Genomic DNA, 21543 nt, shown 5'->3' on the forward strand with positions numbered 1-21543 from the left:
CATCTCGTCCGGCTTGCCCCGTTGCCCCCGCGGAGGTTCGTCCCAGTGGTCTCGACCATTCTCAAGACCCGTTCCGCGCTGCGTCGTGCGCGCGATCGGTGGATCGACCAGACCCTCGTGCAGGTCGCGCACGCGCGCTCGGCGCTGATCGCCGGTGAGGTCGACGTGCTCGTCCTCGGCGACAGCTCCTGCCTCGCGTGGGCGCGCACCGACACCGACCGGACGTCGATCCCGGAGATGGTCGCCGCCCGCACCGGTGCGCGGGTCGTGACCGTCGCGGGCGGTGGCTACAGCGCGCCGGTCTACGCCGGCATCCTGCGCCTGCTCGCCGAGGTCGCGGAGCGACCGAGGGCGGTCATCACGACCGCGTGCATCCGCACCAGCACCGCCGCCCATGTGCGCCAGCACCCCATCCACGGCCACGCCCGCTCGCTGGCGGCGATGGAGAAGCTGTCCGGCAGCAAGCCGATCCGTGCGTTCGCGCAGGGCGGCAGCACCTGGCGCGAGGAGGAGCTCGCCGCCTTCCGGGCGCTCGAGGTCACCACTCGCTGGAGCGGGTCCGCAACGGTCGGGTCGCACCTGGCCAGGATCGAGAACCAGCCCGAGCCCTGGCCGGTCGAGGTCGAGCTCGCGCGGTACGACTACTTCCACGGCGAGGTGCTCGACCGCAGCAACCCGGAGCTGGCCTCCGTCGACCTCCTCGGGCGTCGGCTCGAGGAGTACGGCGTACCCGTCGCGGCGTACTGGGTCACTCCTCCGGTGGAGCACGGTGAGCGGCTGTACGCCGGCTTCGGCGACCACGTGCGGGCCAACCTGGAGGTGCTGGAGTCGACGCTCGACCTCCCGGGTCGTGGGCTGCCCGGGCTGATCCACCCCGAGCTGGAGCTGGCCGACTTCCAGGACGCGCGCAACGGGACCGAGCACTTCTCGTTCAGCGGGCGCACCAAGATCGCCGACGCGGTCGTCGCCGCGCTCGAACCCGCCCTGGCCTGAACGCGGCCCGGCGGCGGTGGGCTAGCCTTCGCGGCGTGCGCAGCCTGCTGACCACCCTCGTCTTCCTGCTCCCGTCGTCCGGCCTCAAGGTCCGGATCCTCAACCGCCTCGGCCACGACATCCACCCGGCGTCCATCGTCGGGATCAACCTGGTGCGCGGCCTGGTCCGGCTGGAGATCGCCGAGGGCGCGGGCATCGGCAACTTCAACATCTTCCTGGGCGTGCAGCAGGTCCGCCTCGGCGTCGGTGCCCGCGTGCACTACCTGAACCACTTCAGCACCGGCTACAGCGGGCCCTCGGACAGCGAGCGCCAGGAGTACCGCAACACCCTGCAGATGGGCCCGCACTCGCGGATCATCACGATGCACAACATCGACTGCACCGGCGGCTTCCTGGTCGGCGAGGAGTGCTGGGTCACCGGTCTGCGCTCGACCGTGCTGACCCACGCGTTCGACCCGGTCAACGGCGGCATCATCGTCGAGCCGGTCGAGATGAAGAAGGGCTCGGTCCTGGCGACCAACTGCACGCTGCTGCCCGGCGCGACCGTCGGCGAGGGCGCGCTCCTGGCCGCCGGATCGACCCTGTGGACCGGCCAGCAGCTGGCGGCCGAGTGCCTGCACGGCGGCGTACCGGCTCGCCGGCTGTCGCCGATCAAGATCAACGACTGGGTCTATGAGTGGCAGCGGTACGGCGGACCGCGCAGCGTGCCCTCGACCGCGACGACCGAGGTCGAGCCGAAGGCTGAGCCGACCGACTGAAACACCCGTTGATACGGCCCGTGGGGGCTGGGTCACACCCTGCTAGTGTCCGGCAGGTCTGAGCGGTCTTTACCTGGAGGCAACCCCCTGATGAACGACGTACAGGACTCGATCGTCACGATCATCGAGTCGCTCCTGGAGCAGGCCGACAAGGCCGGCACCCCGGTGGCGATGGACACGCTGCTGCACGGCGACGAGGGCCTGGGCCTGGACTCGCTGCAGACGGCGGAGCTCTCGGCCACGCTCGAGGACGAGCTCGGCACGGACCCGTTCAGCGCGGGCGAGATGCCGGAGACCGTCGGCGAGATCGTCGCCTTCTACGCCAAGTCCGCATGACCCTGAAGGCGGGCGAGCGCACCGTCATCATCACCGGCGGCAGCAAGGGCCTCGGTGAGGGGATCGTCCAGTCCTTCCTGGACTCCGGCGACCGGGTGGCCACCTGCGCGCGGTCCGAGACCGACGCCGTACGCCGCTGGCGCGAGAAGTACCCCGAGACGTTCCTGTTCACCACGACCGACATCGCCGACCGCGAGCAGTCGACGGCCTTCGTCAAGGAGGTCATCGCCCGCTGGGGCTCGATCGACGTGCTGGTCAACAACGCCGGCGTCGCCCGCGACGGCATCATGGCGCTGTTCTCCGACGACGACACCGACACCGTCATCGACCTGAACCTCAAGGCGACGTTCCACGTCTCCAAGCAGGTCGTGCGCAACATGCTCGCCCACGGCGGCGGCCGGATCGTGAACATCTCCTCGATCACCGGTCTGACCGGCTACCGCGGCCTGGCCGTGTACGGCGCCTCGAAGGCCGGCCTGGACGGCTTCACCCGTGGCCTGGCCCGCGAGGTCGGGTCGCGGAAGATCACCGTCAACTCGATCGCGTCGGGCTACCTGCGCACCGAGATGAGCCACGGTCTCGACGAGGGCCAGCTCAACCAGATCGTCCGCCGTACGCCGGCAGGACGACTCGGCGAGCCCGACGACATCGCGCGCGCCGTGCAGTTCCTCGTCGACGAGCCCAACGACTGGATCACCGGCCAGGTGCTGGTGATCGACGGAGGCCTGACTTCCTGATGAGCCAGCAGTCCTACACGCCGGCCGAGCACTACAACCGGGTCACGCGGGCATGGGCGCTCATGCTCGGGGCCGAGCTCCACTACGGCGTCTTCGCCTCTCCTGACGAGCCGCTCGACGAGGCGACCCACCACCTGACCGAGCGGATGGCGGCCGGCGCCCGCTTCGAGGCCGGCAACCGGGTCCTCGACATCGGCTGTGGCACCGGCGCGCAGGCGCGCTGGAACGCCACCACGCACGGCGTGGACGTCCTCGGCATCACGACCTCCACGGTCGGCGTACAGGTCGCGACGGAGGCCTCCGTGGCCGCCGGTCTCGGTGACCGGGTCCGCTTCGAGGAGCGCGACGGCACCGACAACGGTCTGCCCGACGCGAGCTTCGACCGGGTCTGGATCCTGGAGTCCTCGCACCTGATGGACAACCGCGTCGGCCTCGTCGATGAGGCCGCGCGCGTGCTCAAGCCCGGGGGCCGCCTGGTGTGGTGCGACCTGGTCCGCCACCGCGACATCCCGTTCGCCGAGCTCCGCGAGCGCCGCGAGGAGTTCGCGATCCTGCGCGAGGGCTTCGGCAACGCGCGCATGGAGCCGCTGGCGTCGTACGTCTCGTGGTTCGAGGACGCCGGCCTGGTGGTCGAGCAGGCCGACGACCTGACCGAGCAGACGCTGCCGACGTTCGACGCCTGGCGCGCCAACGCCGAGACGAACAAGGCCGAGATCGTCGAGCTGCTCGGCGAGCGCGGTCACGAGGCGTTCGTGCGCAGCTGCGACATCCTCGAGGGCCTCTGGCGCGACGGCACCTTCGGCTACGGCCTGGTCGCCGCGGCCAAGCCGCTCTGATCGGCGCCGTCCGATGATCGAGCTGCTGCGCCGGGTCCGCGACGAGGAGCCCGATCGGGTCGCCGTGATCGGCGAGGCCGGTCCCGTCTCGTACGCCGCCCTGACCGCCGACTCCGAGTCCCTCGCCGGCGGCCTGCGGGCGGCGGGCGTGGAGCGCTTCGCGCTGGTGACGTACGACGTCGCGCTCATCGTCGCCGTCCTCGCGGCTGCGTCGCTGGCCGGCGTCGAGGCGTGCGTCTATGCGCCCGACATCAGCGCCGAGGGCCTTGCCGAGCAGGCGGCCGTCATCGACCACACCGTGCTGCTGACCACCCGGCCGGAGGACTTCGCCTCGCTCGGTCTGCAGGTCCTGACGCCGGACGCGCTGCGCGGGACGGGCGAGGCGATCGCCTCGCCGCCGCAAGGGCGCCCGCACCTGGTGCTGACCACGGGCACGACCGGCCTGCCCCGCGGCGTACGCCACGACTGGGCTCGCCAGCTCTCCCGCGTGCCCGCCGAGCCGAAGGGTGGCGACCAGCGTTGGCTGCTCGTCTACGGCCCGAACCAGTTCGCCGGCCTCCAGGTGCTCATCCACGTCTTGGGTGCGGGCGCGACCCTGGTCGCCCCGCCGGTGCGGCGGCCGAAGATGGTCAAGGACGACATCTACGACCACGGGGTGACCCACATCAGCGCGACGCCGACGTTCTGGCGGTTCCTGCTCGCCGAGCTGCGCGCCGACGGGCGGCCCGTGCCGACCCTGCGCCAGATCACGCTCGGAGGCGAGGCTGCGCCCGCGAGCCTGCTCGACGAGCTCGAGGCGGCCTTCCCACAGGCCCGGATCTCCCATGTCTACGCGGGTTCCGAGTTCGGCTCGACCGGCTCGGTCAGCGACCGGCGCAACGGCCTGCCCGCCTCGCTCCTCGAGCGCGACGGCAGCGGCGAGGTCACCCTCAAGGTCGAGGACGGCCAGCTCCTGGTCAGGAGCAGCGCCTCGATGCTCGGCTACTACGGCGAGCCGGACCTGGCCGACGAGTGGTGGCCGACCGGGGACATGGTCGAGATCGTCGACGGCCGCATCGAGTTCCGCGGCCGCGCGTCCGACGTCATCAACGTGGGTGGCGTGAAGGTGCACCCGCTGCCCGTCGAGGAGCGCGTCGCGCGCGTTCCCGGCGTACGTGCCGCGCGGGTGTACGGCCGGGCCAATGCCCTCGTCGGCGCCGTCGTGGCCGTCGACGTGGTGCCTGAGCCGGGGACCGACGAGACCGAGCTGAAGCGTGAGGTCAAGGCCGCGTGTGCCGACCTCCCGCGCCCCGCACAGCCCAAGAGCGTGCGGATCGTGGAGGAGCTGGAGATGAAGGGCGGCAAGACCGTGCGAGGCAACGAGTGATGACTAGCATCCGCAGTGTGAGCTCTCTGGTCGGATCCGTACGCCGCCGCGCGGGCTGGTTCGTCCGGGACCGGTTCCCGCGACGTGCGGTCGTGCGCGAGGTCCAGGGCGTCGAGATGGTGCTGCCGTGGTCGCACCGCCTGCCCGACTACACCGGCAACGGCTCGATCTACGGCCAGAACCTGGTCGAGCTGGCCAAGCTGCTCGCCGAGACCTCCGAGCTGACCGTGCTCGACGTCGGCGCGAACGTCGGCGACTCGACGCTGCAGATCCTCGATGCCGCGGACGGTCGCGTGCTCTGCGTCGAGGCCGACAAGTTCTACCTCGACTTCCTGCACCGCAACGTCGACGCCGACCCGCGGGTCACCGTCGTCGAGTCGCTGCTCGCGGTCGACGACGCGGCCGCGAAGACCACGGCCGTGCGCTCCGGCGGCACCACCCGCTTCGTGGAGGCCACCGGCGCCGAGGACGCGATGCCCTCGATCACGCCGACGCGGCTGCGCGAGACGCAGCCCGACTTCGCCGACATGCGGCTGGTCAAGTCCGACACCGACGGCTACGACTGCACCCTGATCCCGGTCATCGCCGAGGCCTGGGCGGAGTCCAAGCCGGTGCTTTTCTTCGAGTACGACCCGTATCTCACCCGGATCGCGGGCTACGACCCCGTGGAGGTCTGGACCCGGCTCGACGCGCTGGGCTACCACCGCGCCGCCGTGTGGATGCACCACGGCGGCGTCGTGGGCCAGCTCACCGGCGAGGAGATCGCGGCCCGCCACACCGAGCTCGACGACTTCAACCACAAGCGCCCCGGCAGCCGCTCCTACTGGGACATCGCGGTCGTGCACGACGACGACGCCGCGGGTCTCGCGGTGCTCGACCGGTTGATGCCGCGCAGGTGAGCGAACCGGAGGCCATCGAGGAGATCGAGACCGCGGCCCTGGCCGCGCCTCGGGGCTCGACCGGTGGCCGCGCCGTGGTCGTCACGATCGACCAGGCGCTCTCCAGCGCGAGCAACCTGCTGGCGATGCTCTGGGTCGCGCACGCCGTCTCAGCGGTCGACTTCGGGTCGTTCAGCCTGCTGATGCTGGTCTACACGTTCGTGATGGGTCCGATCCACGCCCTGGTCAGCATGCGTGTGGTGGTCCATCCCGAGGACGCCGACGAGCGCCCGCGCTGGGTGCTCGGGAGCTCGTTCGTCCTCGGCGCCATCGGTGGCATCGGCTGCGCCGTCGTCGGCGGCCTGCAGGTCGCCGCCGGGATCGGCATCGGCCCTGCCATGCTCACGCTCGGCCTGGCGCTGCCGTTCCTGGTCGTGCAGGACGTGGGCCGCTGGGTCGCGATCGCGCGGAGCCGCCCGATGGGCTCGATCCTGCTCGACGGGACCTGGCTGGTGCTGATGCTGACGGTCTTCGTCGTCATCCACCTCACCGGCTCGGCCTCGTTGCTGACGCTCACGCTCGCGTGGGCCGGCACCGGCGCGCTGTCGGCGCTGATCCTCGTCGTGCAGTACGGCGTGCTGCGACCCCGCGAGATCTCGCTGGTCTGGCTCCGGGAGCGCTGGGAGGCGTCCTGGCGGCTGCTGGTCGGCAACCTGGCGGCAGGTGGCTCGGTGTTGATCGGCGCCACCCTCGTCGCGGTGGTCTCCAGCCCGATCGCCGTCGCTGCCGCCCGGACGGCGATCTTCCTGGGTCGTCCCGCCTCGGCCGTCCAGAACGCGGTCGCCTCCTCGATGGCGGCCGATGTCGCGCGCGAGCAGCCTGACAACCGCGCGCTGATGCGCCACCAGCGGCGTACCTTGCTGATCGCGGCCGTCGTGGCCCTGATCAACATGGTCTGCCTGGTGCTGCTGCCCGACGCCATCGGCTCGCGTCTGCTCGGCAACGTGTGGCCGGTGATCAAGGGGCTGATGCTGCCGACGTCGCTGTGGCTCGTCGTGGCCGCGGCCCAGGCCGGTGTACCTCCCGCCCTCATCGGCCGGCACCAGTTCCACCTCGCCATGGTCGTCCAGGTCATCACCGGCCTCATCTCCGCGGCGGGCCTGGTCATCGGCGCGACCATCGACGGTGCCGCAGGTGCCGTGTGGGGCCTGGTCGGCGGCCAGGCCGCCACCGCGCTCGCCTGGTGGATGGCGCTGTGGTGGCACTTCACCGGCAGCGGTCAGGGCGGTCGGGTCGCCAAGCACCGCGGCTGAGGTCCTGAGGCCCCTGAGCGGGGACCTCGGCGGAGACCCTCGGTGACCCATCACGGACTATGGGCCACTTGGCCCATAGTCCGTCGAATCTCGTACGGGTCGAGGACCTGACCAGAGGTGGGGACTATGGGCCAAGTGGCCCATAGTCCGTAGCGGTCACCGAGGGTCTCCGACGACGGTCCTCGCTCAGGGGCCTCAGGACCTCAGACGGACCAGTGGGCGAGGTCGAGGCCGGTCATCTCGCGGAGACGTGCGGCGTCGGGGCTCAGCACGTCCTCGAGGCGGGCCATCAGGTCCGCAGGCAGGTCGGGCGTCGGCACGGGCTTGCGGAGCAGCTTGCGGGCCGGCGCGATGACCGCGTTGCGCACCGGCGCCGGCATCCGGCGTACGGCGCGCGCGGGTGCGCTGAAGCGGAGCCGGTGGCCCAGGCCGCCGTACTCGAGCTTGGTGCCACCCTCGTTGTAGCGCGTGGTCGTGTCGATGTCGTACGCCGGCAGGCCGAGGAACTCGACCACGCGCGCGACGACCGCCGCGGCGTCGGTGGCGAGCTCGCGCTGGTCGAGCACCAGGACCTGCTCGCGCGGGAAGTGCTCGAGGTAGTTGTCCAGCTGCTCGGCGTACCGGCTCGCGGCGACGTAGGCGTTGTGCGGGTCCTCGGGGTGGGCGAAGGCCACCTCCGCGGGACGCCGCTCGGTCACGTGGAAGCGCTCCTCGCGCCAGGAGGCCAGCGCGCGCTCGACCGGGTCGCGCACCAGGTAGATCAGCTTGGCGTCCGGGACGGTAGCGGCGATGCGGGCGGCAACCCCGGGGATGGCGGGGGAGCGGGTGTAGAGCGTCGAGCCCTCGCCGCGGCGTACGGCGTCGACCGGGAAGTGGGCACGGTAGAGCGACTCCCACTCGGCGAAGCGCGGGTCGCAGAAGTAGTGCAGCTCCTTGGCCTCGGCCATGAACAGGTCGGGGTGCTGGTCGAGGTAGTAGTGCAGCGATGTCGTGCCGGCCTTGGCGGCGCCGATGATGAAGAAGTTCGGCAGGTGGCCCTGCGCGGGGTCGGCCGCCGGAGCCCTGTCCACGCGGGGCGTCTGGCCCTGGAACGGCTCGTAGCGGCACATGTTGCACATGTCCTTCGGCTCGCCGTTGAGCCTCAGCATCCAGCCGCGATCGACCAGCTCGGCGATCGTGGTGGTCGCGATGTGCTGGGGGAAGCAGATGTCGCACTCGACGGTGACGAGATCGGGCTCGACCGTGCTGCGGGAGAGGATCGCCATGGCGCTCCACAGGATAGACGCGAGGCCGCTGGTCGGGAGGGATGGCTTAGCCTTCGGATCGTGACCGAGCCCGGAGCCACCACCTTCGCCCGACTCCTTCGCGAGCACATCAGCAACGGCGTCATCAGGACCGATGACTCGGTGCTGGTCCAGTTCGCCGGGACCTTCGACGAGATGGTGTGCCAGGAGGTCGGGCTCACCAACGTCACCTTCGTGAACATCGCGCCGGACAGCCCCTCCAGCGAGATCGGCGGCACCGCGTTCGACGCGCACAAGATGCCGCAGGCCGACGAGAGCTACGACCACGTGATGGGTCATTCCGGGATCCACCACTGCAGCCGCCCGCACGAGGCGCTGCACGAGATGTACCGGATCGCCCGCAAGACCGTGCTGTTCGTGGAGAACCAGGACTCCGCGCTGATGCGCGCGGCCTCCAAGGCCGGCGTGGTCGGCTGGTACGAGCTCGCCGCCGTCGTCGCGGACGGCTACGACACCGGCGGCGTCGACGGCACCGGGATCCCGAACTTCGTCTATCGCTGGACCCGCCGCGACCTCTACAAGACGGTCGCGACGTACGACCCGGCGTACGACATCCCGATCGAGGTCCACACCGAGTGGAACCTCGGCACCGGCCGCGTCGCCTCCGAGGTGCTGCGCAAGAAGCTGCGGATGAGCCAGGCCACGGCCGAGCGCACCTTCGTCCAGGGCCAGAGGGTGATGAACGCGATCGCCGGTCGCCAGGGCAACATCTTCGCCGCGACGATCCGCAAGGACCTCCGCACGCTGCACCCGTGGATGGAGACGCCGGAGCAGATGCGCCGCGACGCCTGATCCGACGGACGTACCAAAGTGGCTCCAACAGCACGAAGGCCCGCGGTGCCCCGCGGGCCTTCGGTGTCGGTGCCGACTTTGGTACGTCCGTCGGAACGTCGGTGCGCTCAGCTCAGCGCGTGCACCCGATGCCCTGGTCGTACTCGGTCTGGGGCCGCAGGTCGCCCTTCGCGATGCCGTCGGCGTACTCCCAGATCACCTCGGGCCAGTCTCCCGTGGCGTCCATGTCGTGGAGGACCTTCCAGTGGTGGCTGGTCTCCAGCGCGGTGGCTGCCTGCTGCTGGGCCGCCGCGTCGCCGTGACGGTAGACGTCGATCCACGCGCAGGTGACCTGACCGGTCACCAGGGCGCCGAACTGGTAGGGGTCGAGGGTCTCGCCGTCGGGCTTGAAGCTGAACCCCGGCGGCACGGGGATGTCGGCCAGCACCTGCTGGGCGCGGGTGCTCTGCGAGCCGGGCGTGGTGACGTCGGCGGGCAGTGCGGCGAGGAACTCGTCGACGGTCGCCTTGCGCAGCTGCGCGGTCAGCGTGAGGTAGTCGGCCTTGGACAGGCCCTGCCCGCGCATCTCGACGAAGCTGTCGCCGTCGGGCTTGAGCATCGTCGCGTGGTCGTCGGCGCTGTAGGTGAACAGCTTGACGGTGTCGCCGAGCAGCTGGGTGTCCTCATGAGCGATCGACGGGTCGTCGAAGCGGTCGTGGAAGTAGGAGTCGTACTGGTCCCCCGGGTACCAGTTGAGCTCCAGGTCCTGCCGGTCCGCGCCCGTGCCACGGCTGAACCCCAGCGTGCCCTCGGACTTGCCGAACCCGTAGACGGTCGTGATCGTCCAGCCGGGTGCGTCGAGCAGGAACCGGGGCATGCGCTGTGCCATCGCCACCAGCCGGAGGTGGGCGGCCGCCTGCGCGTTGGTGGACGGCGACGTCGGGTGGCCGGGCTGCGCGACGGGGACGTCCGCGGGCCGGTTGACGGCGATGCTGATGCCGACCGCGGCCACGGCAGCGGCGGCCGCGCCGGCGAGCACCAGGCGGTAGGTACGCCGGTGCCGGCCGAGCGGGCTGACAGGGGCGGCGGCGTCCGAGGCGAGCACCGCGTCGAGGAGGTCGGCCTTGGCCTCGCCGAGCGGCAGCGCAGCGACCTCGGCTTCGGTGTAGGTGGCGTGGTCGTTCATGAGGGACTTCCTTCGGTGGTCGGGGCGACGGGCCGGATGGCTGCTGGCACTTGTCCACCCAGCGGTGGATCGTCACCGAGCTCCTTCCTCAGCCGGCCACGGGCGCGGGAGAGCCGGGTGCGCGCGGCTCCCTCGGCGATGTCCAGCACGAGGGCGATCTCACGCGGCTCCAGGCCCTCCCACAGGGACAGCTCCAGGACCTCACGGTCGGCAGCGCCGAGGGCACGCAGCGCACGGCGTACGTCGGTCGTCGCCGCCACCCTGCTCGCGTGGTCGGGCACCGCAGCAGCCAGGTCGTGCCGCAGCCGCGAGCCGAGGGCGGCCCGTCGGCGGTGGGCGCGATGGCTGTTGGCGATCGCGTGCCGGGCGGTTCCGAAGAGCCACAGCCGCTCGGCGCCGACGGGCAGCTCGTCCAGGCGCCGCCAGGCGGCGAGGAACGTGTCGCTGACGACGTCGGCGGCGTCCTCCGGCGTGGGTGCGCGCCGCAGCGCGAACGCGAGGATGGCGTCGACGTGGGCGTCGTACAGGGCACGCAACCGGGTTTCGCGCATGACACCACCTGTCCGGCACCGGGACGATCGTTACCGGATCCTAGGCCGCGAAAAAGGCGAGGGGCCCCGGATCGACCGGGGCCCCTCGCGACGTCGTACGCCGGATCAGCTCTTCTTCTTGAACAGGTAGAACTCGTCGTGCAGCCCGACCATGTCGCACATCTCCTGCGTGGAGTAGATCTGCCGGTGGTCGACCTGCTCGTAGCCGGCGCCGAGGACGACCGGCTCGAAGTCCAGACGCGTGCCGTCGGCCTCGGTCGAGAGCAGCGCACCCTGGGTGTTCGGCACGATCAGGACGTAGCCGATGTCGCGCTTGCCGATCTGCTCGAACCACCACTGGATCGAGGCGAGGGTCTGCTCGGAGAACGAGTGCACGTTGACGGCGAGGTCGTAGGAGTCGTGCAGCGTCTCGATCTCCGACAGCGGCACCACGCGCACGGCGTCGGAGAGGCCGCGGAACTTGGTGTAGTACTCGCACAGGAACGTCGAGATCGGTACGCCGTCGGTGCAGTCGTAGACCGCGACGTTGTCCAGGCCCTCGTCGATGCGGTGGGCCAGGCGGCCGTAGCCGGCGCCGATGTCGAGGATCTTGGCGTCCTTGATCGAGGACAGGCCCATGTGCTCGTCGAGGTAGTTGATCTCGTTGATCGAGTCGAGCAGGTCGCGGCTGACGACGCGGTCGCCGAAGGAGAAGGTGTAGGCACCGAACAGCCCGTCCTCCGTGACCTTGCCGAACAGGCCGAGGCGGTCGCGCGACTCGATGTCGGTCATCGCCACGAAGTTGCGGGTCTTGGCCTCGCCGGTGAACAGGCGCAGCTGCCAGACGTAGGCGTTGTCGCCGCGGAACCAGGCGAGCGAGAGGTTCTTGGCGAGGAACTCGTCGCTCCACTGGCTCGGGACGGCCGAGGGGTAGGTGAGCTCGGCGTACGCCGCGCGCAGCTCGGTCAGGCGCGGGTTGTCGGCGCGCAGCTCGGCCTCGGCGCCGGGCGGCAGCGGTACGTCGGAGTCGTGGCCGACCTGGAAGTGCCGGCGACCCTCCTCGTCGATGCGCGAGATCAGGATGCCGCGACGGGCCAGGCCCATGCGCACTCGGCGCTGCACGGCGTCCTTCACGAGCGCCGGGTTGGCGCGCTTCGCCTTGGCGATCAGGTTCTTGGTGTTGGGGGAGGCCACGAGCGCAGAGACTATCTGGTGGAATGTGACCCGTGCCGCTCCCTTCCGCTCTGCGTCGCTGGTGGCCCCTCTTCAAGCGGCTCCATCGCGGCATCACCCGCATCAGTGGGGCTTTCTCCCGCTTCCTGGCGTTGTTCCTCGGAGCGCGCGGGGTTCCTCGCGGCGTGTCGGAGCGGTCGGTCGACACGGCCCGGCTCGAGCAGCACGACGTCGTCGTCCACCCGGCCGAGCCTGCCGCCCTGGTCGTGCGTACGCCGGTCAGCGGCTCGCCCGAGCGCCACTGGGTGTTCGAGGAGGAGCCGTCGGCGAGCATCCCGCCGGGCTTCGTGGTGGACATCCGCAACGGGCGGCTCGCCGGCGACTTCGCCGCCGCGATCACGCCCGGCAACCGGCTCGACCACGAGACCAGTCGCTACTTCGGCACCTGGGACTGGCGCGAGCACCCGGTCTACCTCCGCCCCAGCCTCGGCGAGCTGGTCCAGGTCCCGGGCACCGTGCTGAGCCTGGGCAACCGGGGCACGAGCGGCAACTACTACCACTTCCTCTACGACGCGATCGCTCGCTACGGCCTGTTCGAGAAGGCGCTGCCGGGCCTGGTCCCCGACGCGGTCGTGGTCGCCCACGGCAGCGGCTACCAGCGCCAGCTGCTCGAGCTGGCCGGCATCCCCGGCCCCTACCTGCAGCCGGCCAACGGGACGACGTACCAGGCCGACCGCCTGCTGGTCCCGAACAACCCCAACTGGGCGCTGCAGGCACCGCCGTCGATGGTCGACTGGCTGCGTGACCGCCTGCGCGCGAAGAACCCGCCGGCCGAGCCCCAGCGCCTGTTCCTGACCCGCGGCTCCACGCCGACGACGCGCATCTACGTCGAGGAGGCCGAGCTGATGGGCCTGCTCGCCCCGCAGGGCTTCCAGCGGGTCGACCCCGGGACCCTCAGCGTCCAGGAGCAGATCGACCTGTTCAGCCGGGCGGAGATCATCGTCGCCCCGCACGGCGCCGGGCTGACCAACCTCACCTTCAGCCCGCGCGGGGTGAAGGTGCTCGAGCTCTTCCCGTCGACGTACGTCCACCGGGGGCTCTACGCGATCGCCCAGGCCCTCGACGCCGACTACCGCTACCTGGTCGCGGACGGCCGCGGTGGTCCGGACGGCCCGAACGCCGGTATCGCCGACGACGTCTCCATCCCGGCGCAGCGAGTGCTCGTGGCGATCGAGGCGATGCTCGCCGCCTGACGGCTCAGTGGAGCCGCGCCTCGACCAGCTTGGCGACGGCGGCCTGCTCCTCGGCGTACGGGTGCCAGGGCGCGCCCTGCTTGCCAGGCAGCAGCTTGGCGCCGGCGATCCACGGGTGGGCCGCGCAGATGTCGTGGCCGCGGGTGGCCCGGGTCGTGTCGACGTACGTCGAGCCCGTGGCCTTGGCGGCCTTGGACTCCATCCGGTTGAGCCCGTCGACGATGCTGCGGGCGAACGCCAGGTCGCCCGGCGCGATCGGCAGCAGGTCGCAGACCGAGTCGGTGGGCAGGATCGTCGGGTAGCCGATGACCAGGACCTGCGCGTCCGGAGCGTCGCCGTGCACCTGCCGGAGAACGCCGTCGAGCCGCTGGCCCATCTGGTCGAGCAGCTGGTGGACGGACACCGCGCCGCTGTCGGCGGCGTCGGTGCAGGGGCTCGGCGCGGTCGGGTCGTGCCGGTGCATCGTGGGACAGGTTCCCTTGACCAGGCTGATCAGGCCGAAGTCGTTCGCGCCGATGCCGATCGTGACGACCTTGGTACCGGGGCCGAGTGGCCCGGACTGGGCCAGGACCGTCCGGTGGGTGATCGTGGTCTGGACGCTCTCGATCGCGGTCGTGTCGGCGTTCGAGCAGCTCCGGTCGGCCAGCTCCATCCCGGTCGCCCGGGCGACCAGGTGCGGGTAGTTGTCGTCGGAGCGGTAGCACCCCGACCGGTCGTCGGCCGTCGAGATGCCGGGAGCGGCGGTGTAGGAGTCGCCGAGTGCGACGTACTCGGCGCCGAGCGTGCTCGGGGCCGCACCGGGCCCGCCACAGGCCGCCAGACCGCCGACGAGCACCGTCGCGGTCACGACGAGCGTGGCCGGGCGCTTCACTTGCGGCGCTTGCCGTCCTTCGAGGCGCCGCCGGCGGGACCGGTCTCCTCGTAGTAGTAGTAGTAGTACGAGCCGACGGCACGCTTGGCGACCATGTTGACGACGATGCCGTAGAGGCGACCGCCGACGTGCTGGACGCGGCTGACCGCGTCGGCCACCTGGTCACGGGTCGTGTGAGCGTGGCGGACCACCAGGATCACGCCGTCACCCAGCGTCGCGAGGACCGACGCGTCGGCGACCGGCAGCAGCGGCGGGGCGTCGATGATGACGGTGTCGTACGACGACCGCAGGCGACGGATCAGGTCGTGGGTGACCCGCGACTGCAGGATCTCGGTCGGGTTCGGCGGCTTGGCGCCGGAAGCCAGCACGTGCAGCCCGGAGGGACCGTGGACCTGGATCGCGTCGGCGATCTCGGTCTTGCCGACGAGCGCGGTGGTGAGACCGATCGCGGGGTCCAGGCCGAGCGTCGAGGCGACGCGCGGACGGCGGAGGTCGGCGTCGATGATCAGCGTGCGGCGGCCGGTCTGCGCCAGGGCGATGGCGAGGTTGGTCGACGTGGTCGTCTTGCCCTCGCCGGGGACGGCGGAGCTGATGACCAGGCAGCGGGGCTGGTGGTCGAGGTCGATGAACTGCAGGTTCGTGCGCAGCAGGCGGAACGCCTCGGTGCGGGCGGCGAAGCCACCGAGGTCGGTGAGCAGCGGCGCGCGGCGGATGTCGCCGTCGAAGCCGATGCTAGCCAGCACCGGGGCGTCGGTGATGTCGGCGACGTGGTCGGCGGTGCGGATCGTCCGGTCGAGCAGCTCGCGGGCGACGGCGAGCGCGACACCGAGCAGCAGGCCGATGAGAGCAGCGATGACGAGGTTCAGCGCGACGTGCGGGCTGACCGCGTTGGTGTTGAGCGACGCCTTGTCGGTGGTGTTGACCAGGATCTGCGAGCCGCCGCCGGAACCGCCCGGGCTCTCCAGGTCCGCGATGAACTTGGTGAACAGGGTGGTCGTCATGTCGCAGATCTTCTGCGCCTCTTGCGGGTTCGTGTCGGTCACGGTGAGCGCGATGAGGGTGGAGTCGACGACCTCGGCCTTGATGTTGCCGGCGAGCTCGCCGGGCGTCATGTTCAGGCCGAGCTTGCCGATGACCTCGGTGGCCAGCTCGGTCGAGTGCGCCAGGTCGGCGTACGCGTTGGCCCGGTTCTGGGCGAACAGCGAGGCGGCGTACGCGTCGGTGAGGTTGCGTACGTCGACCGTCAGGATGACCTGCGACTTCGACTCGTACTTGCGCGGCATGAGCGCCGTGAGCGCGCCTGCGCTGACGACGCAGACGGCGAAGACCAGGACGATGCTGATCCAGCGTCGACGGATGACGCCGAGAAACTGCTTGAAATCCACGAAATCCGCCCTGTTCGCCCTTGTGTCGAAGTGGTGGTGCAACAGCCCGCCCCCCGAGCCGTCCCCGGCATCCTAGTCAGGCCACCGCAAGCGCTGGTTAGGCTGCTCACCGTGTCGCCTGAGGTCCGCCGCCGTCGGCGTAGCAAGAAGTGGCGCCGCGCTCGTCGTTGGGTGGAGGACCACCCGCGTCGTGTCGGCGCCGCCGCCGTGCTGACCCTCGTGGTCCTGTTCGGCCTGTGGACCGGCTGGCGGGCCTGGACCGTCGCGAGCGCGCTCGACAAGGTCTCCGAGCAGGCCCAGATCATGCAGATGGCGCTGGGCCGCGGTGACGTGCACGGCGCCCGGGTGGCCCTGGCCAAGTACCAGGACGCCAGCCACGCCGCAGCGAGCCGCACGCACGGTCCGACCTGGACCGTCCTCGATCACCTGCCGATCTTCGGTGACGACGCCCACGGCATCGCCGAGGTGAGCTCGGTCCTCGACGAGATCGGCACCAAGGCGCTGCCGCCGGTCGTCGGCGCGGCCGGGCAGGTCACCGGCGACGACTTCCGGCCCAAGGACCACCGCTTCCCGCTGGCGCGGATCGCCGCGATGGAGAAGCCGGCGCGGACGAGCGAGCAAGCGTTCGCCGACGCCGCCGACCGGCTCGCCGGGGTCGACAGCTCGGGCTTCATCGGCCCCGTTCGCGGCAAGTTCGACCAGCTGCGCTCGCTGGTCGGCACCTCGCGCCACACCCTCGCCACGGTCTATCGCGCGGCGCGGATGATGCCTGGCCTGCTCGGTGCCGACGGTCCGCGCAACTACCTGCTCGTCATGGAGAACAACGCCGAGCTGCGCTCGATGGGCGGGCTGGCCGGGTCGGTCAGCCTCGTGCAGGCGCGCGACGGCCGGGTGCAGATGACCCAGCAGGACGACATGGCCGACATGCCGCGCACACCGCCCGGTGGTCCGACCAAGGACGAGCGGGGCCTGTTCGGGAACCTGCTCACCGCCACCGGCGTCAACGCCACGATGACGCCGGACGCCCCGCGTGCGGCCGAGCTGGTCAAGGATCGCTGGGTGCTGGCCCACGGCGGGAAGGTCGACGGCGTCTTCTTCGTCGACCCGGTCGCGGTCTCCTACCTCATGCAGGGACTCGGACCGGTTCCGGTGCCCGGCTTCCAGTCGGTCGCCTACAACAACGTCGTCGCGGCCGTGGAGAACCTCGCCTACATCGCGACGACCGACCGCCACCTGCAGAGCGCCTACCAGAACGCCATCGCCCGCTCGGTCTTCAACGCCTTCGCCGACGGGCACGGCAACCCGGTCACCGCGCTGCGCGGCCTGGCCCGGGGCGTCGGCGACGGTCGCATCCGGATGGTCTCGTTCGTGCCGAAGGACCAGGTGCAGCTCAGCGGTACGGCGATCGCGGGGGAGATGCCGACCCGGCCGACGATCCACCCGCAGGCCGGCATCTACCTCAACGACTCGACCGAGTCGAAGATGTCCTACTACCTGCGCTACAGCTCCGAGGTCGCCACGCAGGCGTGCGCGGCCGGCGTGCAGACCGCGGTCGGGACGATGACCCTGACGAACGCGACGCCGCCGAACGTCGACCAGCTTCCGGTCACCGTCACCGGATGGGCCGACCGCTCCCGTGACATCACCAAGGGCTCGCAGTACGTCGTGGTCTACCTGACCTCCCCGATCGAGGGACGGGTGACCTCGTTGTCGGTCGACGGCAAGGAGGTCAGCCCCGTCGCGGTGGTGCCCTACCGCGGCCGTCAGGTCGCCAGCGTCGGTGTGCTCCTCGAGCCGCGGACGTCGCACACGATCGAGTGGGGCCTGCAGACCGGGCTGCGCCAGACCGGCAGCTGGGACCTCGCGGTCACGCCGGGGACGCAGCCGGGGACGCAGTCCGCCACGCTCCCGTCCGCCTGTTGATCTCATTATCTGGTCACGAGTCTCAGAGTTTGGGATGCCGGCTGGGTCGTACGCCGATCACGCCCTACTGTTTCCCCATGCCCGCGACTCTGCTGACCAAGCGCCGCGCAGTGGATCACTGCCGCGTCAGCAGCGCGCTGTGTCGAATGCACTGAGCGGGGTCATGAACCTGCGGTCCACGGATCGCGTCGACTGACTCTGGGCGCTCCTTCTGGTTCACCTTGCGTGAGCTGTTGCGCCCACGACCTCCCCGCGTCGATCACCGAGGTCGGTCGCCATGTATTGCATTAAGTCAACCAATTAAGGATACTTTTCATCATGAGCCGCGAGAACTCCCTCGTCTCCGCCCAGTGGGTGGCTGACAACCTGGACAACCCGAAGGTCGTGCTCGTCGAGGTCGACGAGGACACCAGCGCCTACGAGAAGGGCCACATCCAGGGCGCGATCCGCCTGGACTGGACCAAGGACCTCCAGGACCAGGTCCGCCGCGACTTCGTCTCCAAGGAGCAGTTCGAGGCCCTCCTCTCCGACCGTGGCGTCGCCAACGACGACACCGTCGTCCTGTACGGCGGCAACAACAACTGGTTCGCCGCCTACGCCTTCTGGTACTTCAAGCTCTACGGCCACCAGGACGTCAAGCTGCTCGACGGCGGCCGCAAGAAGTGGGAGCTGGACAGCCGCGAGCTGACCGACGAGCTGCCCACCCGCGCGAAGACGTCGTACACCGCCACCGAGCAGGACCACTCCATCCGCGCGTTCCGTGACGAGACCATCGAGGCCATCGGCACCAAGAACCTGGTCGACGTGCGCAGCCCCGACGAGTTCGCCGGTCGCCTGCTCGCCCCGGCCCACCTCCCGCAGGAGCAGTCGCAGCGCGCCGGTCACATCCCGACCGCTGTCAACGTCCCGTGGTCCAAGGCGGCCAACGACGACGGCACCTTCAAGTCCGACGAGGAGCTTCGCGAGATCTACGCCGAGGCCGGCTTTGACACTGGCAAGGACACCATCGCCTACTGCCGCATCGGCGAGCGCAGCTCGCACACGTGGTTCGTGCTCAAGGAGCTGCTCGGCGAGGAGAACGTCAAGAACTACGACGGCTCCTGGACCGAGTACGGCAGCCTGGTCGGCGTCCCGGTGGCGCTCGGCGACGAGCCGGGGACCCTCTGATGTGCGGCGCGAAGGCCGGCGGCCTCTCGCTCGGTGACGCCGTCGCGGCCAAGGAGGCCGTGATCCAGGGCCAGGTCCTGCGCGGCGAGGAGCCCGTGGGCAACGCCTACGTCCGCCTCCTCGACGCGACCGGTGAGTTCACCGCCGAGGTCCCCACCTCGGCCACCGGCCACTTCCGCTTCTTCGCGGGCAACGGCCAGTGGACCCTGCGCACCCTCGCCCCCGGCGCTGAGACGGTCGACCGCACCGTCCAGGCGACCGTCGGCGAGGTCGCCGAGGTCACCGTCAACATCTGACCTGGTTTCGATACGCCGCTCGCTAGCGCTCGCAGCTACTCAACCAGCGAACGAAACCCCAGGAGCAGCCATGACCGGAATCGCGATCCTCGCGGTGGCGGTCGTGGCTGCCCTGGGTTTCGGCGTCTACCGCAAGCACGCCGACGGCCGATTCGCCACGGAGGCCCCAGTGCCGACGACCTGGACCGCCATCTCCGGCGCCGTCCCGGCGGCCGAGCTGGGGGAGCGCGCGACGCTGGTCCAGTTCTCCTCGTCCTTCTGCGCCCCCTGCCGCACGACCCGGGTCCTGCTCGGTGACATCGCGTCCCGCGAGGCCGGCATCGTCCACCTCGAGGTCGACGCCGAGGCGCACCTGGAGCTGGTCCGCGCGCTCGACGTACGCCGGACCCCTACCACCCTCGTCCTGGACGCCACGGGCGCCGAGGTGACCCGTGCCGCCGGGGCTCCCCGCCGCGACCAGGTGCTCGCCGTCCTCCCGGAGGCCGTCGCATGACCCAGGGCATCGACCCGCGTGGCCCGCGCTTCACCGCCACGGTCACCCTGATCGTGCTGGCGGTGGCGCTCGCCGTCCCGAACCACACCGTCTCCGCGGTGCTGGTCGGCATCCAGGGCATCTGCTTCGCCATCGGTGCCGGGCTCGGCGTGCAGCGCACGCCCACCGGCCTGTTCTTCCGCCACCTGATCCGTCCGCGACTGACCCCGCCGGTCGCCCTCGAGGACCCGCGGCCGCCGCGCTTCGCGCAGGCCGTCGGCCTCGCCTTCGCGGTGGTCGGCTTCGTCGGCTACGCCTCGGGGGCGATCCTGCTCGGCCAGGTCGCGACCGGCCTGGCCGTCGTCGCGGCCCTGCTGAACGCGGCGTTCGGCTTCTGCCTAGGCTGCGAGCTGTACCTCCTCGGGCTGCGGTTCACGCGCCGTCCGGCGTGACGGGGTGCTCCGAGTCCCGTTGGAGGGTGCATGACTGAGGACCCGACGATCGTGCGCCGCCGGCGCTCCTCGAGCGGTGGCGGCTCCGGCTCCGGACGCTCGCGCTCGAGCAAGTCCCGCTCCGGCGGCAGCCGCTCGCGCTCGAGCAAGTCCCGCTCCGGCGGCAGCCGCTCGCGCCGTCCGGCGAAGTTCAACAAGCCCTGGCTGTACGTCGGGCTCGGGCTGATCGCGTCGGGTCTGGCGGTCCTGTCGTGGGTCGGCTGGGAGTTCTGGGGCACCAACTGGGTCTCCCACCACCGCCAGGACGAGATCTCGGCGAAGGTCGCCAAGGGCTGGGGCAACGGCGAGGACACCGTCAGCACCAAGTTCGGCAAGGCGACCGCGATCCTGCACGTGCCGCGGTGGGGCGACAAGTACGCCGTACCGATCCTGGAGGGCGACAGCGAGAGCATCCTCGCCGCCGGCATCGCGCACTTCCCGCACACGGCCGCGGTCGGCAAGGACGGCAACTACGCCCTCGCCGCGCACCGCGTCACCCACGGCGAGCCGTTCGCGAAGTTCCCCGAGCTCCGGGCCGGTGACCAGGTGTACGTCGAGACCCGCACCGCCACCTACGACTACCAGCTCGACACCGGCGGGACCGACCTCGTCGTGCCGATGCAGGACACCTGGGTCATCGATTCCTCGCCGGTCAACCCGGCCGGTGGGGTCGAGCCGGCTCCCGGGTTCGACAAGCTGATCACCCTGGTGACCTGCTCGGAGATCTTCCACACCGACAACCGCAGCGTCGTGTTCGGGCACCTGGTCCGGGTGCTGAAAAAGGACTCCGGAGCCCCGGTGACGCCGCCCCCGGCGCACCACGGTGGCTTCCCGTGGCTGTGGGTGGTGCTCGGCGGTCTAGCCGTCGCGTTCGTGACTTGGGTCATTCGGCGACGTCTGCGGTAGTCTCGGCAGGTCAGCTGTCCTCGGAGGGATACATTCATGCTCAGGAAGTTCGCCGCGCTGCTCCTCGTCGCGCTGTCGATGGCCATCGTGCCGCTCACGTCCAGCGCTCACGCTGAGACCTACGGCCCGAAGCTGCCGACCACCACGTCGGTCAAGATCAAGGCGACCAACGGCAAGCCCCTCGCGGTGACGATCTCCGTCGTCGCCTCGGACGGCTCGCGTCCCGCAGGCACGGTGACCTACTCGATCGCCCGTGCGGGCGGCGGCGGTGCGCTCGTGGTGGCCCGTTCCACCACCGGCACGACCGCGATCAAGGGCTCGACCACCGTCTCCGGCGAGGTCGCCCACCCGGGCAGCTACGTCTCGAACGCGAGCTTCACCCCGGCCAACACGGCCAAGTACCTCCCCTCCCGCGGCGCCGACCGCGCGAGCGTCAGCACCTCCGGCCCGACCGGCAGCACCAGCACCTCGGGCGGCGGCCTGCCGAACACCGGTGGCCCCGACTTCGCCTGGATCATCGCCGGCTTCGGCCTGCTGATCGCCGGCGCCGGCGCGATCGCCTTCGCGGCCCGCCGTGAGGACGCCCTCGCAGCCTGAC

General features: G+C 70.7%; 23 protein-coding genes. 17 read left to right on the forward strand and 6 right to left on the reverse strand.

Translation table 11 applies throughout. The features are described 5' to 3' along the window. The first annotated feature begins 45 nt into the window (after window positions 1-45). The 8 genes from ACYVJ3_RS04690 to ACYVJ3_RS04725 all read left to right on the forward strand — a co-directional run bounded on the left by ACYVJ3_RS04690 (window position 46) and on the right by ACYVJ3_RS04725 (window position 7217). A complete protein-coding gene (locus ACYVJ3_RS04690; protein WP_460851351.1) occupies window positions 46-993 on the forward strand; it encodes a hypothetical protein in 948 nt (315 codons plus the stop codon). Between the two features lie 35 nt (window positions 994-1028). Beyond that, complete coding sequence (locus ACYVJ3_RS04695; RefSeq protein WP_460851352.1) at window positions 1029-1751, forward strand: acyltransferase; 723 nt, start codon at window positions 1029-1031, stop codon at window positions 1749-1751. A 90-nt stretch (window positions 1752-1841) separates the two neighbouring features. Beyond that, window positions 1842-2087 carry a hypothetical protein gene (locus ACYVJ3_RS04700; protein ID WP_460851353.1) on the forward strand — a complete coding sequence of 82 codons (246 nt, stop codon included), beginning with the start codon at window positions 1842-1844 and terminating at the stop codon, window positions 2085-2087. Beyond that, window positions 2084-2824: an SDR family NAD(P)-dependent oxidoreductase gene (locus tag ACYVJ3_RS04705; protein ID WP_460851354.1), complete on the forward strand. Its 741-nt coding sequence runs from the start codon at window positions 2084-2086 to the stop codon at window positions 2822-2824. Before ACYVJ3_RS04700 ends, ACYVJ3_RS04705 begins: the two co-directional genes overlap by 4 nt. Next, a complete protein-coding gene (locus ACYVJ3_RS04710) occupies window positions 2824-3660 on the forward strand; it encodes an SAM-dependent methyltransferase (RefSeq protein WP_460851355.1) in 837 nt (278 codons plus the stop codon). Before ACYVJ3_RS04705 ends, ACYVJ3_RS04710 begins: the two co-directional genes overlap by 1 nt. A gap of 13 nt (window positions 3661-3673) precedes the next feature. After that, the gene (locus tag ACYVJ3_RS04715) at window positions 3674-5026 is read left to right on the forward strand and encodes a class I adenylate-forming enzyme family protein (RefSeq protein ID WP_460851356.1); all 1353 of its coding nucleotides are present in this window, start codon (window positions 3674-3676) and stop codon (window positions 5024-5026) included. Window positions 5027-5043: 17 nt separating this feature from the next. Next, entirely contained in the window at window positions 5044-5925 is an 882-nt protein-coding gene (locus ACYVJ3_RS04720; RefSeq protein WP_460851357.1) for an FkbM family methyltransferase, read from the forward strand. After that, window positions 5922-7217, forward strand: coding sequence for an MATE family efflux transporter (locus ACYVJ3_RS04725; RefSeq protein ID WP_460851358.1), 1296 nt, complete (start codon window positions 5922-5924; stop codon window positions 7215-7217). Before ACYVJ3_RS04720 ends, ACYVJ3_RS04725 begins: the two co-directional genes overlap by 4 nt. 203 nt (window positions 7218-7420) lie before the next feature. On the opposite strand, the gene ACYVJ3_RS04730 is transcribed toward ACYVJ3_RS04725, so the two are convergent. Continuing rightward, entirely contained in the window at window positions 7421-8482 is a 1062-nt protein-coding gene (locus tag ACYVJ3_RS04730) for a sulfotransferase family protein (RefSeq protein WP_460851359.1), read from the reverse strand. Window positions 8483-8542: 60 nt separating this feature from the next. Here ACYVJ3_RS04730 and ACYVJ3_RS04735 point away from each other — a divergent pair, with 60 nt between their 5' ends. Beyond that, window positions 8543-9313, forward strand: coding sequence for a methyltransferase domain-containing protein (locus tag ACYVJ3_RS04735; protein WP_460851360.1), 771 nt, complete (start codon window positions 8543-8545; stop codon window positions 9311-9313). Between the two features lie 112 nt (window positions 9314-9425). On the opposite strand, the gene ACYVJ3_RS04740 is transcribed toward ACYVJ3_RS04735, so the two are convergent. The 3 genes from ACYVJ3_RS04740 to ACYVJ3_RS04750 all read right to left on the reverse strand — a co-directional run bounded on the left by ACYVJ3_RS04740 (window position 9426) and on the right by ACYVJ3_RS04750 (window position 12202). Next, window positions 9426-10478 carry a hypothetical protein gene (locus tag ACYVJ3_RS04740; protein WP_460851361.1) on the reverse strand — a complete coding sequence of 351 codons (1053 nt, stop codon included), beginning with the start codon at window positions 10476-10478 and terminating at the stop codon, window positions 9426-9428. Beyond that, complete coding sequence (locus ACYVJ3_RS04745) at window positions 10475-11029, reverse strand: RNA polymerase sigma factor (protein ID WP_460851362.1); 555 nt, start codon at window positions 11027-11029, stop codon at window positions 10475-10477. The genes ACYVJ3_RS04740 and ACYVJ3_RS04745 overlap by 4 nt, the downstream gene beginning before the upstream one ends. 105 nt (window positions 11030-11134) lie before the next feature. Continuing rightward, the gene (locus ACYVJ3_RS04750) at window positions 11135-12202 is read right to left on the reverse strand and encodes a putative sugar O-methyltransferase (RefSeq protein WP_460851364.1); all 1068 of its coding nucleotides are present in this window, start codon (window positions 12200-12202) and stop codon (window positions 11135-11137) included. 164 nt (window positions 12203-12366) lie between these two features. Here ACYVJ3_RS04750 and ACYVJ3_RS04755 point away from each other — a divergent pair, with 164 nt between their 5' ends. Beyond that, window positions 12367-13434 carry a glycosyltransferase family 61 protein gene (locus ACYVJ3_RS04755; protein ID WP_460851708.1) on the forward strand — a complete coding sequence of 356 codons (1068 nt, stop codon included), beginning with the start codon at window positions 12367-12369 and terminating at the stop codon, window positions 13432-13434. A 4-nt stretch (window positions 13435-13438) separates the two neighbouring features. Here ACYVJ3_RS04755 and ACYVJ3_RS04760 read toward each other — a convergent pair whose 3' ends face one another. Further along, window positions 13439-14305: an SGNH/GDSL hydrolase family protein gene (locus ACYVJ3_RS04760; RefSeq protein WP_460851365.1), complete on the reverse strand. Its 867-nt coding sequence runs from the start codon at window positions 14303-14305 to the stop codon at window positions 13439-13441. Further along, complete coding sequence (locus tag ACYVJ3_RS04765) at window positions 14302-15690, reverse strand: tyrosine-protein kinase domain-containing protein (RefSeq protein WP_460851366.1); 1389 nt, start codon at window positions 15688-15690, stop codon at window positions 14302-14304. Before ACYVJ3_RS04765 ends, ACYVJ3_RS04760 begins: the two co-directional genes overlap by 4 nt. A 111-nt stretch (window positions 15691-15801) precedes the next feature. Here ACYVJ3_RS04765 and ACYVJ3_RS04770 point away from each other — a divergent pair, with 111 nt between their 5' ends. From ACYVJ3_RS04770 to ACYVJ3_RS04800, 7 genes are all read left to right on the forward strand, one after another. Further along, window positions 15802-17613, forward strand: a complete 1812-nt coding sequence (locus ACYVJ3_RS04770; RefSeq protein WP_460851367.1) for a DUF4012 domain-containing protein — start codon at window positions 15802-15804, stop codon at window positions 17611-17613. Window positions 17614-17931: 318 nt separating this feature from the next. Further along, window positions 17932-18780: a sulfurtransferase gene (locus ACYVJ3_RS04775; protein ID WP_460851368.1), complete on the forward strand. Its 849-nt coding sequence runs from the start codon at window positions 17932-17934 to the stop codon at window positions 18778-18780. Continuing rightward, a complete protein-coding gene (locus ACYVJ3_RS04780; protein WP_460851369.1) occupies window positions 18780-19076 on the forward strand; it encodes a DUF1416 domain-containing protein in 297 nt (98 codons plus the stop codon). The genes ACYVJ3_RS04775 and ACYVJ3_RS04780 overlap by 1 nt, the downstream gene beginning before the upstream one ends. A 70-nt stretch (window positions 19077-19146) precedes the next feature. Next, the gene (locus tag ACYVJ3_RS04785) at window positions 19147-19569 is read left to right on the forward strand and encodes a TlpA family protein disulfide reductase (RefSeq protein WP_460851370.1); all 423 of its coding nucleotides are present in this window, start codon (window positions 19147-19149) and stop codon (window positions 19567-19569) included. Beyond that, complete coding sequence (locus ACYVJ3_RS04790; RefSeq protein ID WP_460851371.1) at window positions 19566-20000, forward strand: DUF4395 domain-containing protein; 435 nt, start codon at window positions 19566-19568, stop codon at window positions 19998-20000. The genes ACYVJ3_RS04785 and ACYVJ3_RS04790 overlap by 4 nt, the downstream gene beginning before the upstream one ends. A 30-nt stretch (window positions 20001-20030) precedes the next feature. Further along, window positions 20031-20945, forward strand: coding sequence for a class E sortase (locus tag ACYVJ3_RS04795; protein ID WP_460851372.1), 915 nt, complete (start codon window positions 20031-20033; stop codon window positions 20943-20945). Window positions 20946-20981: 36 nt separating this feature from the next. Continuing rightward, window positions 20982-21542 (forward strand): LPXTG cell wall anchor domain-containing protein, encoded by a 561-nt coding sequence (locus ACYVJ3_RS04800; protein ID WP_460851373.1) that lies wholly within the window; start codon window positions 20982-20984, stop codon window positions 21540-21542. Window position 21543 lies beyond the last annotated feature (1 nt).

The sequence above is a fragment of the Nocardioides montaniterrae genome, assembly GCF_054782655.1.